Origin of the sequence: Streptomyces sp. NPDC101151 (assembly GCF_044768335.1) — a bacterium.
Taxonomy (GTDB): Bacteria; Actinomycetota; Actinomycetes; order Streptomycetales; family Streptomycetaceae; genus Streptomyces.
The window spans coordinates 165,984-185,829 of record NZ_JBIWPP010000015.1 but is presented as its reverse complement, the minus strand read 5'-3'; the positions used below and the strand labels follow the sequence as shown (position 1 = coordinate 185,829).

The window sequence follows — 19,846 nt, the reverse complement described above, 5'->3', positions numbered from 1 at the left end:
GTGACGGCCTCCTGCTTTCACGGTCGGATCGCCTCGCTGTTCCGCATCTCTTGAAAACTCCGCAACCGTGCGGTGATGTGCGCGGCCGCGCCTGCCATGAGGAAGTCGGAGACACCCTCGACGGTTCGGGCCCGCCAGGGGTGCAGGGACGTCTCGGCGACCGCCTGGTTGAAGGCCCCCATCGCCGGCCCGCAGTGGACCAGGTAGTCGACCTTCGCCTGCTGGTCCCCCGTCACCGCCAGCCGGAAGGCACGCGTGAAGTAGCCGCGGAACAGGGCCGCCAGGTGGGTCCTTCCGGCCGCCTCGGGTGCGCTCGGCGGGGCGGGCAGCTCGCCGCCGAGGAAGCGTTCGAGGACCTGTGCCCGGGTGGCGGGGTCCAGCTCGGTGAACGAGGTGTGCCGCCGCCACAGTTCGTGGAGTCTGGCCGCCCTGGCCGGGAAGAACAGGCCCCGCTTCAGATAGCGGGCCTGCACCCCGAGTTCGAACAGCTCGCCCCAGGGTGCCGTGTCCACGTCGTGCTCACGTGCCTCCTGCAGCAGTTCCTTGACTTGATCACTGGTGGCCGCCTCCACGGAGCACTGGTTGACCGAGCCCGTCAGAACGAAGTCGGCACCGAGGAGGAAGGCCGCGGCGGCGGCCTGCGGGGTGCCGATTCCGCCCGCGCACCCGACATGGACCCGTGGACCGCTGCCGGCATGCCGGTCGCGCAGCCGCAGGACCGCAGGCAGCAGGGTGAGCGGATCGGCGGTGCCGCTCAGCCAGCCGCCCTGTGCCTCCACGCACAGATCGTCCGCCATGGGCCGGGAAGCGGCCGCGGCGGCCTCGGCCGCAGTCACCGCGCCGCTTGCCAACAGTCGCTCGACGAGTTTCCGCGGTGGCGGGGACAGGAACGCCGCGGCGACGTCGGTGCGGGACACCTTGGCCAGGATGCGGCCGCCCTTGAGCCGGAAGCGCACCAGGTCCTCGGTGATCAGCGGATAGCCGGACGCCTCCACCAGGTCCACTCCGTGCCGCAGCAGCAGGTCGACCAGTGCGCCCTCCTGCTCGGGCGCGGTGTGCCGGTACAGGAGGTTGGCGCCGGCCGCGCTGCCCGGCGCGAGCTTCCGCAGCTGCTGCTCGACCTCGGCGAGCGTGAGCCCGCCGGTTCCGAGGAAGCCGAGGAGCCCCGCCCGGGCCGCCGCGCGCACCAGCTCAGGACCCGAGACACCCCCGTACATCGAGCCCAGCACGTAGGACCGCCGCAGTCCGTAGCGGTCCCGGAAGCCGCGCGCCCCCAGGTCGTCGGGGCCGATCCCGGGCGCCGCATCGTGTGCCACGGGCCGCGCACGCGGTGGCGCAGGCTCGACGGCCGGCTGCGCTGCGTCCGTGGCGGACGTCGCGGAAGGGGAAGTGGGTTCGGCGGCCGTCGCGGAGAGGGAAGTGGGTTCGGCGGCCGTCGCGGAAAGGGAAATGGGTTCGGCGGCCGACCGGATACGGGTGACCAGCTTGCTGAGCACCCTGCCGGGGCCCAGCTCGACGAACTCGAAGTCTCCTTCGTCCATCAGGGCGCGCACGGTCTGGGTCCACCGCACCGGGGAGGCGATCTGCGCGGTCAGGCGCTCCTTGAGCGTGTCGGGTGTGTACGGCTGTGCGTCCACGTTCGCCAGTACCGGGATCCGTGGGGGAAGCAGCGTGAACCCGTCGAGGTAGCGGGCGAACTCCTCCGCGACGCCTTTCATGTGGCGCGAGTGCAGCGGCGCGCTCACCCGGAGCCGGACCGTGCGGGCCCCGGCTTCCTCGAAGGCGGTGCAGGCCGCGTCGACGCCGTCGGCCGGGCCGGAGACGACGAACTGGTCCGGGGCGTTGTGGTTGGCCAGGTCCAGGGTACTGAGCGCCGGGTCGGCGAGCAGCCGGATGACGGTTCGTTCGTCGACACCGACCACGGCCGCCATGGCGCCGTCGTCCGCGCCGGCCATCAGCTCGCCTCGCCGCTTGACCAGCCGCAGCCCGGTCTCGAAGTCGAAGGCCCCGGCCGCGAACAGCGCCGCGTACTCGCCCAGGCTGTGGCCGACGAGGTAGTCCGGTGGCACCGGGTCGTGCGCGGTCCGGTCGAGGTACGTCAGTGCGCTCACCGCGAAGAGGGCGGGCTGCGTGTACTCGGTGCGGGCGAGGCGACGCTCGGGGTCCGTGACGCACAGCTCCTGGATCGAGTAGCCGAGGACCCGGTCCGCGAGGGCCGTCTCGTCCGGGAACCGTTCGAACAGCCCGTTGCCCATGCCCCGTCGCTGGGAGCCCTGGCCCGGAAAGCCGTACACCTTCATGCCGCGTGCCGTGCGCATCCGCGGTTCCTTTCGTGGGGTCTTCCGGACGGCGCGCCCGCGGACCGCGTCGAACAGGTCGGTGTCCTTGCCGAACTGGCTGAGCAGGGGCAGGGACTCCGAGCGTGTCGCCGGGGGCAGCAGTTGCCGTACGAAGTTGTGAAGGCTGCCCGAGGGGCCGAGGTCGAGGTAACGGAAGTCGCCTCGCGCGCGCAGGGTGGCCATGGCGCGTTCGAAGTCGATCGGCTGCCGTGCGACGTGCCAGAAGTGCTCCACGCTCACCCGGTCCACGAGAGCGCCGTCCACGCAGGACACCCACGGGACGCGTGGCGGGGACAGCGGCACATGGTCGAAGGCGCCGCGGCAGGCGTCGGCCACCTCGTCGATCAGACGCGAGTGGAAGCCGTACTCCACCGGGAGGCGCAGGTGCAGTACGCCGGCGGCGGCCAGTTCCGCCTCGGCCCTGGCCAGCTCGTCCTCCGGACCCGCGACCACGAAGCTGCCCGGGTAGTTGCGGGCGGCGACCTCGCAGGCCCGCAGGGCGGGGAGCCGGTCGAGGACGCCGACCCCGGTGAGCACGGCGAGCATGCCGCCGGGCGGGACGGCCCGCATCAGGTCGGCCTGCCGGACGAGGATCCGCAGGCAGTCGAACGGGTCGAGGCTGCCTGCGACGACGGCTGCCGCGTACTCGCCCAGGCTCGACCCGAGGACGTGGTCCGGCTCGATGCCCTCGGCCCGCAGTGTCTGCGCCAGCGCCAGTTCGATCATGACGATGCCCGGGTGGGTGATCCGGGTGTCCACGAACGGGTGGTTGCGCTGCTTCGACGGGTCGAAGATCCGGGCGAGCACCGACTCCCCGAGCATCTCGGTCACGGCGGCGTCGTAGCGGAGCAGCGTGCTGCGGAACATCTCGTTGGTGTCGTAGAGCTGTTTGCCCATGCCGTAGTACTGGGAGCCCTGTCCGGAGAACAGGAAGACGACGGGCAGCGGTTCGTTCATCGGTAGTCGTCCCAGAACAGGCCGGTCGTCACGGACGCGGGTTCGGCGATTCCTCTGATGACGGTCCTGCGGTTCAGCGGCGGCTGCGGCAGCGGCCGTCTCGCCGGCCGGGGAGCGTCCGGTGCCGGGGCGATCAGCGCGTGTGCGTTGGTGCCGCCGTCCGCGAAGCAGTTGAGGGCGGCGAGGGCCTGCCTGGGCCATGGCCGGGGCTCGCGCGGGAAGTACAGCGAGGAGGCGGCCGGGTCGAAGTGATCCAGCGGCTCCTGCCCCGAGACGAACGGCACCTGCTCCCCGTGGTGCAGCATCAGGACGACCTTGATGAACGCGGCGATCCCCTCCGCGGCCAGCGGATGACCGATGTTCGGCTTGACCGAGCCGAGCGCCACCCGTCGGTCCGTGCCGCCGCCGTAGACGGCCTGTACGGCCTTCAGCTCCAGCAGGTCGGTGACGGCGGACCCGGAGCCGTTGGCCTCCACCCAGCCGACGTCCGCGGTGTCGTGGCCGCTGCGCGCCAGCGCCTCGGCCATCACCTCCTTCTGCGCCTGCGGGTTGGGCGCGGCGGGGCCGGCGGTCCTGCCGTCGTTGTTGATCGCGAGGCCCTTGAGGACGGCGAGCACCCGGTCGCCGTCGGCCTGGGCCCTGGCCAGTGGTTTGAGGACCACGACGCCCACGCCCTCGCCGAGGACGAGCCCGGCGGCCCGGCGGTCGAACAGGTGGAACTCCGCACCGGGGTTGAGGAGGGAGCGCCGGGCGAAGACCTGGTGCGCCCGGTCGTCGGCGAGCAGGCTCACGCCGGCCACCACCGCCGCCTCCAGCTCCCCCGCCCGCAGCGCCTGCGCGGCGGTGTCCAGGGCCACCAGCGCGGAGGAGCACGCGGTGTCGACGACGATGCTGGGGCCACGGAAGTCGAAGAACTGCGAGAGGTTGGCGGACAGGTAGTTCTGGCCGGTGACCATGACGGGGTTCCTCGCCCCGTCCACCAGTGTGTCGTCCGGTGTGCGCGTGGCCCGGCCGCCGACGTATACGCCGATGCGACGCCCCTTGAGGTCGGCCGGCCGGTAACCGGCGTGGTGCACGGCCCTGTCGGCCTCCTCCAGGAGCAGCAGCGCCTGCGGGTCCATCGCGGCGACGTCCTCGTCGGACAGCAGGAACGCGTCCGGATCGAACCGCAGTACGTCGGGCAGGAGCCCGGCGTGGTGATCGTTCGGCCGGCCGAAGAACCGCTCGGGCACGGGGCGCAGCGCCGTACGGCCGTTCCGCAGCAGCTCCCAGTACTCCTCGGCCGAGTCCGCGCCGGCGAAGCGGCAGGAAAGACCGATCACCGCGATGTCGCCGGTACCGGACACCGGGCGTACGCCCTCGGCGGGCATCGGGGCCGGCCGGGCCGCGCCGTCGGTCCGGGTCTCGTGCGGTGTCGCGGAGCGCGGCGTGCCGGCCGGTGGCGTGCCGAAGACCCGGACGAGTTCTGCGGGGTGGGCCTCGGCGAGGTGGGCCGCGAACTCGGTCGCCGTCGGGTACTCCAGCAGAGCGGAGGGGTCGAGGTTCACGTCGAGCTGCTTGGCGAGGGTCTGCACCAGCTGTGTGACGAGGATGGAGTCGATCCCGTAGTCCTGCACGGGTACGTCGGCGGTCAGCCTGGCCCGGTCGAACCGCAGCTCGAGCGCCAGCTGATCGAGCACCCAGGCAGCCGCCGCGTCCCTGGCCCGCAGAATCTCCTCGGACACCGGGGATGCCGGGGATGCCGGGTCGACCCGCTCAGACGGCTCAGACGGTTCGGATGGTTCAGATGATTCGGACGGTTCGGATGGTTCGGATGGTTCGGACGGCTGGGTCCGAGTGGTTCGGGTCGGTGTCCGGTCCTGGTCCGCCTGTCCGTCCAGGCGAGCGGCCGTCAGGCGCTCCGGGCTCCACCGTGCTCCCGGGCGTACGACCACGGGCACGACCACGCGCTCGCCGCTCCCCAGGGCCCGGTCCAGCAGGGCGAGTCCCTCGTCGTCCGAGAGGGCGGCCAGCCCGGACGCCTGGTAGGCGGCGCTGCGTGCCTCGCCCATGCCGGAGTCGCGCCAGCTCGGCCACGCCACGCTGACCAGCGGCAGACCGTACGGGCGGGCCTCCGCTACCGCGTCTAGATAGGCGTTGGCCAGGGCGTAGTCGCTCTGGCCGACGGCCAGAGCGGGGGCCACGGCGGCGACCGACGAGTACAGGGCGAAGAAGCCCAGCGGCTCGTCGCGGAAGCACTCCACCAGCGTGTCGAGGCCGAACACCTTCGGGCTGATCACCCGGTCGATGCCCTCCGGCGTCTTGCGGACGAAGGCGGGAGTGCCGGTGTCGACGGCGCCGGCGCTGTGGATCACTCCCCCTGCCGGGCCCATACGGCGCCGGACGTCCGCCAGTGCCGCGGCCACCGCCTGCCGGTCGTCCAGCGGCAGGGCCAGAGCCTCCAGTTCCACTCCCTGCGCGGCGAGTTCGGCCAGTGGCCGCAGCTTTTCGCCCAGTGCCGTGCCGGCGGCGATGTGGCCGGCCCATTCGGCGCGGGGCGGCACCTGCTCACGGCCGGTGAGGACGAGTCTGCGCACACCGTGCCGTGCCACGAAGTGCCGAGCGGTCAGCAGGCCGATCCCGCGTGTGCCGCCGGTCACCCAGAGCACGTGTCCGTCGGGGAAGCGCGGCTGCCGGCGGGGGGTGTGCGGCAGTTCGCGCAGCACGGGCCGGTGGCGAGCGCCGTCCCGGTAGGCGACCTCGGCCCATTCGGCGTCGGTGGCCAGTTCGGCCAGCACCCATGCGCACAGTTGCTCGTCGGAGCACCGGCCCATCTCCGCGTGCCGGGAGAGGACATGGCGGTACTCGCTCTGGAGCATGCGGTACAGGCCCGCACGTGCCGCACCGCCGAGACCCGAGTCCGTGGCGCGGGAGACCAGCAGGGCGCGCAGGTCGCGCCTGCCCCGGTCGACCGTGTGCTGGAGCCAGTTCAGCCAGGTGTGCAGCACGGACCGGTCGACGGCCGGGCCGGGGTCGGCGCAGCCTGCCAGGTCGACCACCGCGTCGAAGCGGTCCCACCGGGTGTCGGCCGAGGCGAGCTCGGCACCGAGCCGTGCGGTGGTCAGCACCTCGGCGGCCGGCAGCGTGTCGGCGAGCCGCAGGGCCAGTGCCTCGGTGCCGGGCACGGCCAGTACGGCGGTGCGTCCGGGCAGCGCGCGGCGCCGCGCCGCATCGGCCGCTACCCATCGCCTGGTCAGCAGGACGCCGGTCCCGGGGGTGTCGGAGTCCGGGGCACCCGTGGGCTGTTCCGCGGCGAGTGCGGACAGCTCGGCGTCCGCCGCCGCCAGCCAGACCCGTTCACCGGCGAACGGGTACCCGGGAAGTGCCACACGGCCGGGACGCGTCGTCGGGTGCAGGAGGGTCCAGTCGACCGGTCGGCCGGACGTCCAGGCCACGGCGAAGGCGGCGGGATCGGCCGGCGGTGGGGCACCGGCGCCGGGCCTGCGCGGATCCACCACTCCCGTCCAGCTGCCGGCCGGTGTGCCGGCGGATCCGAACTCCTCCAGGCGGGCCGCCAGTTCGTCGAGGTCGTCGAAGCGGATCGCCAGCCGGTGTGCCATGGCCTCGCGTCCGGTCTGGAGCGTCCAGGCGACCTCCGGCGCGGACAGGGCGCCGCCTTCGGCCCGTAGGTGCGCCGCGAGCCGGCGGGCCTGCTCGGTCAGCCCATCCGCGTCCCGGGCGGACAGGACGGCCAGGTGCGGTCCGGCCGCCCCGGTCGGGCGCTGTGGTGTGCCGAGGAACTCCTGGAGGATGACATGGGCGTTGGTGCCGCCGGCGCCGAAGGAGCTCACGCCCGCCGTGCGCGGGCGTGGCGTCCCGTCGGCCGCTGTGCGTCGGGGCCATGGGGCCAGTTCGCGCTGTACGCGCAGCGGGGTCGTCCCGAAGTCGATGTTGGGGTTCAGGTCGTCGGTGTGCAGGGTGGGGACGAGTTCGCCGTGGCGCATCTGCAGCAGCACCTTGGTGACGGCGGCGACGCCCGCGGCCGACTCGGCGTGGCCGATGTTCGACTTCACCGAGCCGATGGCCAGCGGTGCGGGGACGTCGTCGTGCCGCAGGGCCCGCATGAGCCCGGTGATCTCCACCGGGTCGCCGAGCGCGGTGCCGGTGCCGTGGGCCTCGACGTAGTCCAGGTCGGCGGCGCTCAGGCCGGCCCGGTCGAGCGCGGTCCGCACGAGGTCGCCCTGGGCCTTGGGGCTGGGCACGTTGAACCCCCGGCCCGTGCCGCCGTGGTTGACGGCGGACGCCTTGACCACGGCGAGGATGCGGTCGCCGTCGGCCAGCGCCGCGTCGAGCCGTTTGAGCAGGACGGCGCCGGAGCCCTCCGCCGGTACGTATCCGGTGCCTCCCGCTCCGAAGCTGCGGCACCTGCCGTCCTCGGAGAGGAAGCCCCGCCAGGCCAGTTGCAGGTACTTGGCCGGGTGGCTGGAGATGTTGACGCCGCCCGCGACGGCGACCTGGCAGTCGCCGTCGCGGATCGCCTGGCAGGCCTGGTGGATGGTGACCAGCGAGGAGGAGCACATGGTGTCCACGGCGACACTGGGACCGGTGAAGTCGAAGAAGTACGACACCCGGTTGGCCACCGAGGCATACGACGAGTGGGGCGGCAGGCCCTCGCCGCGCAGTGCGTCCTGGACGCCGTACAGCTGGTACTGCCCGTACATCATGCCGACGAAGACGCCGATGCGGGTGTCCCGCAGTTGCTCGCGGGTGTAGCCCGCGTCCTCCAGCAGGTGCCACACCGTTTCCAGGAAGACCCGTTCCTGGGGGTCGGTGTGTTCGGCCTCGATCTGCGACATGCGGAAGAACAGCGGGTCGAAGCGGTCGGCACCGCGGACGAAGCCGCCCCAGCGTCCGTAGGTCTTGCCGGTCGCCGACTTGTCGGCGTCGTAGAACCGGTCGTGGTTCCAGCGTTCGGCCGGTATCTCCTCGATGCTGTCCCGGCCGGCGCGCAGGTTGCGCCAGAACTCGTCCAGGTCGTCGGCCTGCGGATACCGGCCGGCGACCCCGATGATCGCGATGTCGTCGTCGTGCGCGGCGGGCCGCGGTGAGCCGGCGGCCTCCGGGACCGCGGTCGACGGCGGGGCGGCGACGGGCATGGCCTCCGCTGTCGGGGCGAGGGCGTCGGGGTGCTCCGCGGCCAGATGGTCCGCGAGTTCACGCACCGTCACGTACTCGAACAACAGGGTCTTGGACAGCGGACCGAAGTGCTCTTCGAGCCGCCGGGTCACCGACAGAGTGATCAGCGAGTCCACGCCGTAGTGGTCGAAGGGCTCGGTGACGTCGATGTCCGTCTCGGGGAGCTTCAGTTCCTCCGCGATGATCGTGAGCACCAGTTGCTCGGCCCGGGCCGGTGCCGCCGCGCCGGATTCGGCCGCTGCGGAACGCGAGCGGGGAGGCTGCGCGTTGAGCGCGGCAAGGATCCGGTCGGGGTCGCCCGGAGCGAGCAGCAGCCGGGGAAAGTCCCCGGCCAGGGCCCGCTCCAGCGCGTCCAGGGCCGGTGCGGTGTGCAGTGGGCGGATGCCGAGCCGGCGGGTCATGTGCCCCTCGGTGGCCGAGTCGATCCGCATGCCGCCGTCCGCCCACAGCGGCCAGGCCGCGGCCAGGGTACGGCCCTGCCGTGTCCCGAGACGCCGCTGGTGTTCGCGTCGCTCGGCGAAGTGGTCGAGGTAGGCGTTGGCGAAGGCGTAGTCGGTCTGTCCGGCGTTGCCGAAGACCGCGGCGGCGGAGGAGAAGGCGACGAAATAGTCCAGTTGCTCCTGTCGCGTGGCCTCGTCCAGCAGCTCCGTGCCGTGCACCTTGGCGGCCAGTACCTCCGCCGCGTCTGCGCGGTCCTTCCCGTGCAGCAAGGCGTCCCGCAGCACCCCGGCGGCGTGCAGCACCCCGCTGACCGAGCCGTGCAGTCGCCGTGCCTCGGCGACCAGTTCGCGCACCGCCGCCGGGGAGGTCACATCGGCCAGGACCACATGGGCCCCGGCGGCCTGCGCGCGGGCCCGGGCCTCGGGTCCCGGTTCGGTGCGGGCGGCGAGCACGATCCCGCCGGCCCGGACGCAGGCGGTGCGCCGGACCCCGGCGATGTGCTCGGCAAGCAGCAGGCCCAGGGCGCCGGTGCCGCCCGTGACGATGTGAGCGCCGGTGCCGAGAAACGCCGACTTGGCGATGGCACCCGCCGGGGGCAGGCTCACCCGGTGCCAGACGCGCCGGGTGCGGCCGGCGGTGCCGGTACGTACCTCGGGGTCGCCCTCGGCGGCGAGTTCGGCGGTGACCGCCTCGGCGAGCACGCCGTCCGCGACGGCCAGCACGCCGATGTCTAGTGCGGGATGCTCCTGGCGCACCGACCGGGCGAATCCGGCCATCGCCGGGTGGGCCGGGGAGGCGGCCGGATCGCGGTGCACGTAGAGGTAGCGCAGCGGGCCGGGCCGGTTCCGCTGCCATGCCTGCAGGAAGGCCAGCGCCGTCTGGAAGCCGTGCTCCACCGCACGGTCGGCTGCAGTGTCCTCGCCCGCCAGGTGTACGACGTGGACGGGCCCGTCGGGAAGGTCCCGGACCACCGACTCGGGCGCGACGCCGCTGTCCAGGGTGACCTGGCGCACGGTCAGGCCGGCCGCCGTCAGGGCCGTGCGCACCGCCGGGCCCTCCGTGCCGGCGTCGAGCACCACCACGGTGCCGGACGGCCGGCCCGGCACCGCCGGTGCGGGCTGCCGCCCCGGGGCGAACGCGGTCACGGTGTCGCGTCCGCGGTCCGCCTCGGGCCGGGGCCGTGCCCGGAGCGTGAAGGTGTCGATCTTCGCGACCACCGTGCCCGAGCGGTCGGACAGCGCCACGTCGAAGGAGAGCGTTCCGGCCGCGGCCGGACGCGCCGACCGGGTGGCATGGGCGTACACCTCCTCGGGCAGCGCGCCGTACATCCGCACCGATCCGAGGGAGTAGGGCAGGTAGGGCGGCGCGCCGGCCGGGTCGTCGGCGCCCGGTACGAGCTGACCGGCCGTCTGCAGCGCCGCGTCCAGCAACGACGGGTCGAACAGGTACGCGCCGGCGTCCGTGCGCCGGGCCGCGGGAAGCCGCAGGGTGGCCAGCGCCTCGTCGGCCCCCACGGCCACCTCCTCGATCACCTGGAAGGCCGGGCCGTAGTCGAATCCGAGGGCGGCGAAGGTCTCGTAGCACTGCGCTCCGGTGCGGAAGGTGCCGCACCGTGCCCGCACCTGCTGCGGGTCGATCCGCCGCTCGGGCCGCTCGGCCTCGCCGAACACCAGGGTGCCGCGGGCGTGCACCCGTGGGTCGTCCCCGTCGATCCGCACCTCGAACGAGGTCCCGTCGAGCCGGAGCAGCAGGCGCGTAGCGCCCGGGGCGCCGGGCCGCACCGGAGAGGCCCAGACCACGTCGTCGATCCCGCGCACCGCCCGGCCCCCGGCGCGTTCGCCGGCCAGCCGGGCCATCTCCAGACAGGCCACGCCGGCCAGCACCGGTTCACCGCCGACGACGTGTTCGCGGAGGAAGAACTCCGCTCCGGTGAGCGTCTTCGCGTACGCGTGCCCCTTGTCGGCAGGGACCTCGGTGTCCAGCAGCGTCGGGTGGAGCGGGGACGAGGGCCGTTCGGCCGTCCGGGCACCGGAGAACCAGTACGGGGTGCGGGCGAACGGGTAGGCGGGCAGGTGCACCCGGCGCCGGCGGACTCCGCGGTGCACGGCCGCCCAGTCGACCTCGGCACCCGCCACCCAGTCGCGGGCGAGGGCGATCGGTTCACCTGCGGTGGAGGCCGTCGCGGTACGACGCTCCGCCTGCCCGGTGAGGACACGGGAGGCGTGCCCGGCAAGGTGCTGGTCCAGCTCGGCGCGGAGCTCGGCGGCGTCGTGGGCGACCACGGCCAGCCGGTGGGTCATCGCCTCGCGGCCCACCTGCAGGGTGTGGGCGAGGTCGCCGGCCGGGACGTCGTGGCGCGCCAGGTGGTCCGAAAGGCGCCGGGCGACGTCGTGCAGCGCCTCGGGGGTACGGGCGGAGAGCACGAAGAGCTGCTCCGCGGTCTCCTCGTCACGGGTGTCGGGCATGTGCGACTCCTCCAGCACGACATGCGCGTTGGCCCCGCCGAAGCCGAAGGAGCTGACCCCGGCGCGGCGCGGCAGCTCGCGGCCGGAGGCGTCTCGCGGGCGGGGCCAGGGGCGGGCGGTGGCGGCGAGGTGGAACGGTCCGCCGTCCAGCTCCAGGTGGGGGTTGGGCTCTTCGAGGTGCAGGTTGGCCGGGACCAGGCCGTGCCGCAGGGCGAGCACCGTCTTCAGCAGGCCCGCGACACCGGCTGCCGCTTCCAGGTGGCCGATGGAGGTCTTGACCGACCCGATGACGCATCCGGGGCCCGGCTGTGGTGCGGTCTCCCCGCGCAGGCGCCGGAAGGCGGTGCTCAGGCCCGCGGTCTCGATCGGATCGCCCAGGGCGGTGCCGGTGCCGTGCGCCTCGATGTACCCGACGGTCTCCGGCGGCACACCGGCGGCCCGGTAGGCCGCCACCAGCACGTCCGCCTGGGCGTCCGGGCTGGGGGCAGTCAGCGACGTGGTCCGGCCGCCGTGGCCGGCGACCGCGGCCCTGATCACGGCGTGTACGGCGTCGTCGTCACGGCGTGCCCGGTCCCCGGGCTTGAGCAGCACCACGCCGACGCCCTCGCCCCGGACGTAGCCGTCGGCCCGATGGTCGAAGGCCTTGCAGCGCCCGTCGGCGCTCAGCATGCCGCCCTGGTCGAGGATGTCGTGCACGGACGGCGAGAGGATCAGGTTGACGCCGCCCGCGACGGCGAGGTCGCAGCTGCCGTCGCGCAGTGCGGCGCACGCCAGTTGCACGGCGGTGAGCGAGCCGGAACAGGCCGTGTCCACGGCCACGCTGGGCCCCCGCAGGTCGAGCAGGTACGACACCCGGTTCGGAATGACGGACAGCGCGGCGCCGGTGGCGGTGTGGCCCTGGGGCGGGCACCCGGCGGCCCGCTGCGCCTCCAGGTACTCGCCGCCCGCGACGCCGATGAACACCCCGACCCGCTTTCCGGCGAGTTCGGAGGGGCGGTAGCCCGAGTCCTCGACGGCGGACCAGACCACTTCGAGCAGCAACCGCTGCTGCGGGTCCATCAGTTCGGCCTCGCGCGGCGAGATCCCGAAGAAGGCCGCGTCGAAGCAGTCCACGTCCGGCAGGAACGCACCCCAGCGGGCGTTCGGCCGCTCCCGCCAGTCCCAGCGTTCGACGGGCACCTCGCCCACCAGGTCGTCCCCGGCGACCAGGTGGTCCCAGAACTCCCGCAGGTCGGCCGAACCGGGCAGGCGTCCGGCCATACCGATGACGGCGACATCGGCGCCGCGGTGCGACTCGCCCGGACCGGCCTCCGCTGCCTCCGTCTCGGCGGCATCCCTGCCGGCTTCCACGGTGGCTTCCCTGCCGGCTTCTTCGGCGGCTTCGCCGGCGACGGGCTCGAAACGGGCGGCCAGGTCGGCCGCGTGGTGCTCCCACAGGTGTCCGGCCAGCGCGGCCAGGGTGCCCCGGCGGTAGAAGAGGACGGGCGGGACCTCTATGCCGTACGCCTTGCGCAGCTCCACGCTCAGCGCGGTGAAGGTCACCGAGTTCATACCGACTTCGCCGAGCGGTACGTCCGTCCCGATCGCCTCGGGGCCGACCCCGGCGAGCCGTCCGACGATGTCGGCCAGGTCGCTGATCAGTGCGTCCACGGGCCGCGTGCGTCGCGCGGGCGCGGGCGGCCCGCCGTCCTCCTCGGCGCCGTGGCGGGCGCGCAGTTCGGCGAGCGGCAGGGTGGCCAGCGCGGTGCGGTCGATCTTCTCGTTGAGCGTGTGCGGGAAGCCCGTCACCCGCATCAGCACATCGGGAACCATGTACGCCGGCAGCCAGGCCGCCAGTTGCCCCCGCGTCGGGGCGGGAGCCTGGGCGGCCGGCACGTAACAGGCCAGCAGTGAACGGCCGGAGCCCTGGCCGCGGGCCACCACGACGGCCTCCCGCACCCCTTCCTGCCTGTGCAGGGTGGCCTCGATCTCCTCCAGTTCCACCCGGAAGCCGCGCACCTTCACCTGGGAGTCGATCCGGCCCAGGTACTCGATACGGCCGTCGGCCAGAGGGCGCACCAGGTCGCCCGTCCGGTACATACGGGCCTCCGGCCCCCCGGCGAACGGGTCGGGCAGGAACCGTTCGGCGGTCAGCTCCGGACGGTTCAGATAGCCGTCGGCGACTCCGTGACCGCCGATGTACAGTTCGCCCGCCGCGCCGGTCGGCACCGGACGGCGGGCGCCGTCCAGCACGTACAGGCCGGTGTTGGCGATCGGCGCGCCGATGGTCACCCGCTCACCCGCCTCGACCCGGCTCGCCGCCGACCAGATGGTGGTCTCGGTCGGCCCGTAGAGGTTCCACAGTTCACGGCCGCGGGCCAGGAGCTGCCGTGCGGTGTCCTCGGGCAGCGCCTCTCCCCCGCACAGCACCTTCAGAGCAGGGTTGCCCCGCCAGCCGGCAGCCAGCAGCATGCTCCAGGTCGCGGGCGTCGCCTGCATCACGGTGGCGCCGCGCCCGTCGACCGCCTCGCGCAGCCTGAGCCCGTCGCGGGCGACCTCCGCCGGCACCACGTCCACCGTTCCGCCGCAGATCAGCGGCAGATACAGCTCCAGTCCGGAGATGTCGAAGCAGACCGTGGTCACGGCCAGCAGTGTGTCCTGCGGTCCGAAGCCGGGTTCCCGCGCCATCGCCCACAGGAGGTTGGTCAGCGCCCGGTGCGGGACCCGTACGCCCTTGGGACGTCCGGTCGAGCCCGAGGTGTACATGACGTAGGCGGGGTCCGACGGCCCGGCGGGGCCGGGCGAGGGCAGCGCGGGCGGGGCCTCGGCGCCGTCCACCAGCAGCCGCGGCACCGGGCCGACGGCCTCGGCCGCGACCGACGAGTGAGTGAGCAGCAGGTGCAGTCCGGCGTCCTGTGCCATGTAGGCGAGCCGCTCGTGCGGGTAGGCCGGGTCGAGCGGCACGTAGGCGCCGCCCGCGGCCTGCACGGCCAGCAGGGCCACGGGCAGGCCGGCGTCCCGGGGCAGCAGCACGCCCACCGTGCGGCCGCGTCCGACACCGGCCGCGCCGAGCCGGGTCGCCAGCGTCTCGACCTGTTCACGCAGCTCACGGTAGGTCAGTTCGGTGGTGCCGCACCGCACGGCGACCGCCTGCGGGCGTGCCTCGGTCTGGCGCCGCACCAGCTCCCACGTCAGGGTGTCCGCGGGCTGGTCGGCAGCCGTGTTCGGGGTGAGCGCCGCCCGCTCCTCCCGGGTGAGCAGCTCCAGTTCGCCGACCGCGGTGCCGGGGGCCCCGAGTGCGGATTCCAGCAGCGTGACGAAGTGCTCGCCGAAGCGCTCCACCGTCGCCGCGTCGAACAGGTCGGGGTCGTACTTCAGCGTGTAGCGGCAGCCCTCGGCCGCGTCGACCACGTCGAGGACGAGGGCGAACTCGCCCTCCTGGTACACGCCCGGCACCCGGCCCCGCACCACGCCGTCCTCGCGTAGGTCGCGGGCCCAGTTGTGGAAGTAGAAGGCCACGTCGAACGGCGTGGAGGCGGCGGCGGGGTTCTCCCTGCGCAGTTCCTCGGACAGCCGGATCAGCGGGTACGCGCTGTGTTCCAGCGCGCGCAGCACCGTGCGGTGCAGCCGCCGGACCAGCGCCCGGAACGGCTCGTTCCCGTCGACCCGTTCGGCCAGTACCACCATGTTCATGAAGGAGCCGAGCACGTCGTCGTAGCCGGAGGGCGGGCGACCCGCGGTCGGCGTGCCGACCGCGATGTCGTCCTGGTCGCTGTAGCGGTGCAGCAGCACGAAGAACCCGGCCAGCAGGACGCTGGACAGGGAGGCCTGTTCACCGGCGGCCAGGGCGCGGGCCCGGTCCGACAGCCGGGCGGAGAGGTCTCCGGACACGGTCGCTCCCCGGTACCCGGGCACGGGCGGCCGGGGCCGGTCCAGCGGCAGGGCCACGTTCGTCGGCCGGTCCCGCAGCCGTTCCACCCAGTACGCGCGCAGCCGCTCCCCCTCCGGACCGGCGAGCAGGTCACGCTGCCAGGCGCCGAAGTCGGCGAAGGTGCGCTCGGGCCTGGTGGCCGGCAGCGGGGCGCCCTCGCCGAGGGCCCGGTAGCCGCGGTCCACCTCCCGCAGCAACAGGGGTATGGACAGCCCGTCGAGCACCAGGTGGTGCACCGTCAGCAGCAGCGCCTGCCTGCCGTCCCCGAGCGTGTACAGCGTGGCGCGTGCCGGCGGACCCGCGGCCAGGTCGAACGGCTCCCGCGCGGCCGTACGCATCCGCTCGCGCAGGTCCTCGTCCGCCCGGGAGGTCAGGAACACCTGCTGGAAGGGCAGTTCCGGCTCCGCCGCGATGCCGACGTAGGGGCCCTGCTCCCCTGTGCGCACCACCGCGCGCAGTTCTTCGTGCCGGTCGAGCACGTCCTGGAGCACCACTCGCAGGGCCAGTACGTCGACGTCGTTGTCGAGCCAGAAGGCGAGCGGCAGGTTGTAGGCGCCGGATCCGGGCGTGATCTGCTCGATCACCCACAGGGCGCGCTGCCCCTCCGTCAGGGGATGGGTGCTGTGGAGCACGTCGCTGCGGGGACGCAGTACCGGTTCCGCGGAGCGCGCGACCGCTGAGGTGACGGGGGCGGCGGGCTGTGTGCCGGTCGCGGATTCCGCCACGGCGGCGGGCTCCGCGGTTCCTACGGCAGGCGGCCCGGCCATGTCGTGCAGCCAGCCCGCGACGAGGTGCGCCGTCAGCTCGCGCAACGTCGGCCGCTCGAAGAACTCCTCCAGCGGAACCGCGACGCCGAACGCCTCCTCCACGACCGACACGATCTTCATGCCACTGAGCGAGTCGAAACCGTAGTCGGTCAGCCGGCGGTCCGGGTCGATCGGTTCGTCCAGTTTGAGGACCTGCTCCAACAGCTCCCGCAGGCGGTCCGCCGCCACGTCCGCCGCCGCGGGCCGTGTCCCGGCCACCACGGCCGGGCGGGACGGCGCCACGACGGCCGGCGCGGCCTCACGCGTCGCGCCGTCCCGCTGGGCGACCAGCACATGCTGGCCCAGGTCCGCCCCTGCGCCCCCGTGGGCCGCGAGCTGTGTGTAGCCCTCCTCGCGGAACAGGCGGGCCCAGCTTTCCGGTGCGGCCAGGGGTGAGCCGGGCAGGCGCAGCTCGGTGTCCTGGAAGGCCCACCAGCCCTCCATCACGCCGCCGCCCACGGTCAGGTACGGCCGGACGGTGGTCAGCTCGTTGAGCACCAGCCGTCCCCCGGGCTTGAGCAGCTCCCTGATCCCGCGCAGCGTCGCGCGCAGGTTCCTGGTCGCGTGGACCACGTTGGTGGCCACGACCACGTCGGCCGTGCCCGGCGCGAAGCCCTGTTCGGGCAGGCCGCGCTCCAGGTTGAGCAGCTCGTAGCGGACGAACGGGTGGGTGGCGGCGAACCGCTCGCGGCCGTGGTCCAGGAAGCGCGGCGAGATGTCGGTGAAGGTGTAGCCGGCAGGGTGCGCGGCGCCGGCCAGGACGGGCAGGATGCGTTCCGTGGTGGCGCCGGTGCCGGCGCCGAGTTCCACGATCCGGATCTCCTCGCCGGACAGCTCGGCCGGCCGGGCGTCGAGCACCTCACGGACGGCATCCGCGACCCGCAGGTTGAAGAAGTCGGTGAGCGGGTTGCCCTTGTAGAGGTTCGCGACCAGCTCCATCGAGGTGTCCGGGAACATGACCTCGGTGCCCACCAGTTCGCCGCGCAGCAGGCGCGGGTAGGCCCGCAGGAACGCGCGGTTGAGGGAGACGGTCGGCTCGATGTCCGGGCAGCGGGCCGCGACCCGGTCGAACTCGGCCTCCCAACGCTCCGCCGTGCCGGCCGCCTCCGCCCGGTCGACGGCCGCGGTGGTCACGAACCGGTCGCCGTCCCGGGTGAGGAAGCCAGCTCCGGCCAGCAGCTCCAACAGGGCCTCGTGCAGACGCCGGAACTTGTCGCGGATGCGCAGGCTCCTGCGCAGTTCCTCACCGGCGTGGCGCTCACCGGAACCGCGGAAGACTCCCATGCGGCGGTAGACGGCGAACACCCCGGTCACCGAGGCGGCGTCCAGGTCCGCGAACCCGGCGAGCACGGCGGCCACGGCCGGGTCGAGCCCCTCCCCCGCGTTCCGGGACGGGGCCGGTGCGGCTGCCTCTTCCCCGGGTCGGACGCCCGCGGTACCAGCCTGTGGCGTGGGACCGTCGGCGGCCGAAACCGCCGTCCGGGCCGGGGGCCGGGGCAGCCAGAGGCGTTTGCGGGCGAAAGGATAGCCGGGCATCTCGATTCTGCGGGCGGCCGGGGAGACGACCCGTGACCAGTCGACGTCCGCTCCCGCCACCCAGTGCCCGGCCACCGCGGTCAACTCACGCCGTGCCAAAGCCTGTTCCAGGTCGTCTGCCTCGCTCGGCGCCAGCCGCACCACCTGGCGGGTGACATGACCGGTGCTGATCAGGTGGTCGTCGCCGCCGGCCGCGTACGCCTCCAGCAGCGCGGCGGCCTCGGCGACCGAAGCGGCCGGCAGGGCGAGCCGGTACTCGTGGGCGGTGCGCCCCGACTGCAGTGTGTGGGCGACGTCGGCGAGCCGTGGCGCGTACCGGGCGGGCCCGCTCGGCGCCGGCTGCGCGTGCTCTGCCACGGCGGCGGCCGCCACTTCGGCCACCGCCCCGATGGTGTCCGCCGTCATGGTGTCCGCGGGCAGCTCGCAGCCCAGTTCCTCGGCCAGCAGCGCGAAGTAGCGGGCCCGTTCCACGATGCCGAAGCCGCAGTCGACGAGGTCGGTGGTGAGGTCCAGCGACTCCGGTTCGACCAGCGCCAGTTCGGCGGCCAGCCGCAGGCAGCGGCCGCGGACGTCCGCCGGGGTGTGCGGTACGCCGGCCGGCGCCGCCGCGAGGCCCCGGTGCAGGAACTCCGCCAGCTCCGCGGCGGCTGCCCGCAGCCGTTCCTCGTCCCGCGCGGACAGTACGAGGAGCTGCGGTGCCGCATCCTCCGTGGATTCCGGCCGATCGGCCATTCGGTATTCCTCCATGACCACGCAGGCGTTGGCACCGCCCGCACCGAAGGAGCTGACCAGGGCGCGCAGCGGCGGCCCCGCAGGGTCGTCCGTGCCGGACGCACCCGGTCGTGTCCAGGGCCGGAGCGTCTGCTGCACCTCGAACGGTGTGCTGGTGAAGTCGATTTCCGGGTTGAGGCGTGCCGAGTGCAGCGAGGGCGCCAGCATCCGGTGGCGGAGCTGCAGGAGCACCTTGGTCAGGCCCGCGATACCGGCGGCCGACTCCAGGTGCCCGATGTTGGTCTTGACCGAACCGATCGCGACGGCCGGCCGCTTCGACCGCTCCGCCGGGCCGAGGCTGCCGCCGAAGGCCTCGACCAGTCCCGCGATCTCGATCGGGTCGCCGAGCGGGGTTCCGGTGCCGTGCGCCTCCACGTATCCCACGGTGTCCGCGGCGACACCGGCGCGGTCCAGCGCCGTCCGGATCACCGCGCTCTGGGCGGCCGGGCTCGGCACGGTGTAACCGCCCGTGTTGCCACCGGAGTTGACGGCCGTTCCCCGGATGACGCCGAGCACACGGTCACCGTCGGCGAGGGCCTTCGCCAGCGGCTTGAGCAGTACGGCGCCCACGCCCTCCCCGTCGACGAAGCCGTCCGCGTCGGCGCCGAAGGCCCTCAGTTCGCTCCCGCGCGAGAGCATCCCGGCCTGTGCAAGGTCGGTCAGATGCTTGGGGTGCAGGGTGAGGTTGACGCCACCGGCGACGGCGGCGGCGCACTCGCCGTTCCTGATGCTCTGGCAGGCGAGGTGGACCGCGGTGAGCGAGGCGGAGCACGCGGTGTCCACGGCGAGACTGGGTCCGGTGAAGTCGAAGAAGTAGGACACCCGGTTGGCGACCGACCAGTGCCGGCTGTGGGCGTCCGTCGGCGCACCGAGCGCCGTGACCGCCCCGCCCAGCCACTCGTAGTCGTTGTTCATCACCCCGACGAACACGCCGACGGGCCCCTGGGCGGCGAGCGTGGCCGCAGGGTAGCCGGCGTCGTCCAGCGTGGCGGACGCCGTCTCCAGGAAGAGGCGTTCCTGCGGGTCCATCGCCTCGGCCTCGGCGGGCGAGATGCGGAAGAAGAGCGGGTCGAAGCGGTCGACGTCGTCCAGGAAGCCGGCCCACCGGGGTTCGGAGTCCGCCGTTCCCGGGGCGTCGGTCTGCCAGCGGCCGGGGGGCACCTGCCGGACGCAGTCCCGTCCGCGGGCCAGGTTGTCCCACAGCTCACCGACCGTGCCGGCCAGCGGGTAGCGGCCGGCGACACCTACGACGGCGATGCGGTCGTCGGGAGTCCCGGCCGTCGGTGTCGCCGGCTCGGCACCCGTGGCCTGCCCGGCCTCGGCCGCGGGGGTGCCGGCGGACAGCCGGTCCAGCAGGTGGGCGGTGAGTGCGGTCGGTGTGCGGTGTTCGAAGACCAGCGTCGCGGGCAGCCGCAGCCCCGTCCGTGCGCTCAGCCGGTTGCGCAG

General features: G+C 73.6%; 2 protein-coding genes (1 of these 2 running past the window's edge). Both read right to left on the bottom strand.

Going from position 1 to position 19,846, the window contains the following annotated elements; genetic code table 11:
- Positions 1-17: 17 nt before the first annotated feature.
- Positions 18-3,296: an ACP S-malonyltransferase gene (gene fabD / locus ACIRU3_RS26285; protein ID WP_404060736.1), complete on the bottom strand. Its 3,279-nt coding sequence runs from the start codon at positions 3,294-3,296 to the stop codon at positions 18-20.
- A protein-coding gene (locus tag ACIRU3_RS26280) for an amino acid adenylation domain-containing protein (protein WP_404060734.1) crosses the window boundary here: on the bottom strand, positions 3,293-19,846 show its 3' portion. Its footprint extends 4,974 nt past the window's final position; the window shows 16,554 of its 21,528 coding nt (coding positions 4,975-21,528); its start codon lies off the right edge, out of view; it ends in the stop codon at positions 3,293-3,295. Before ACIRU3_RS26280 ends, fabD begins: the two co-directional genes overlap by 4 nt.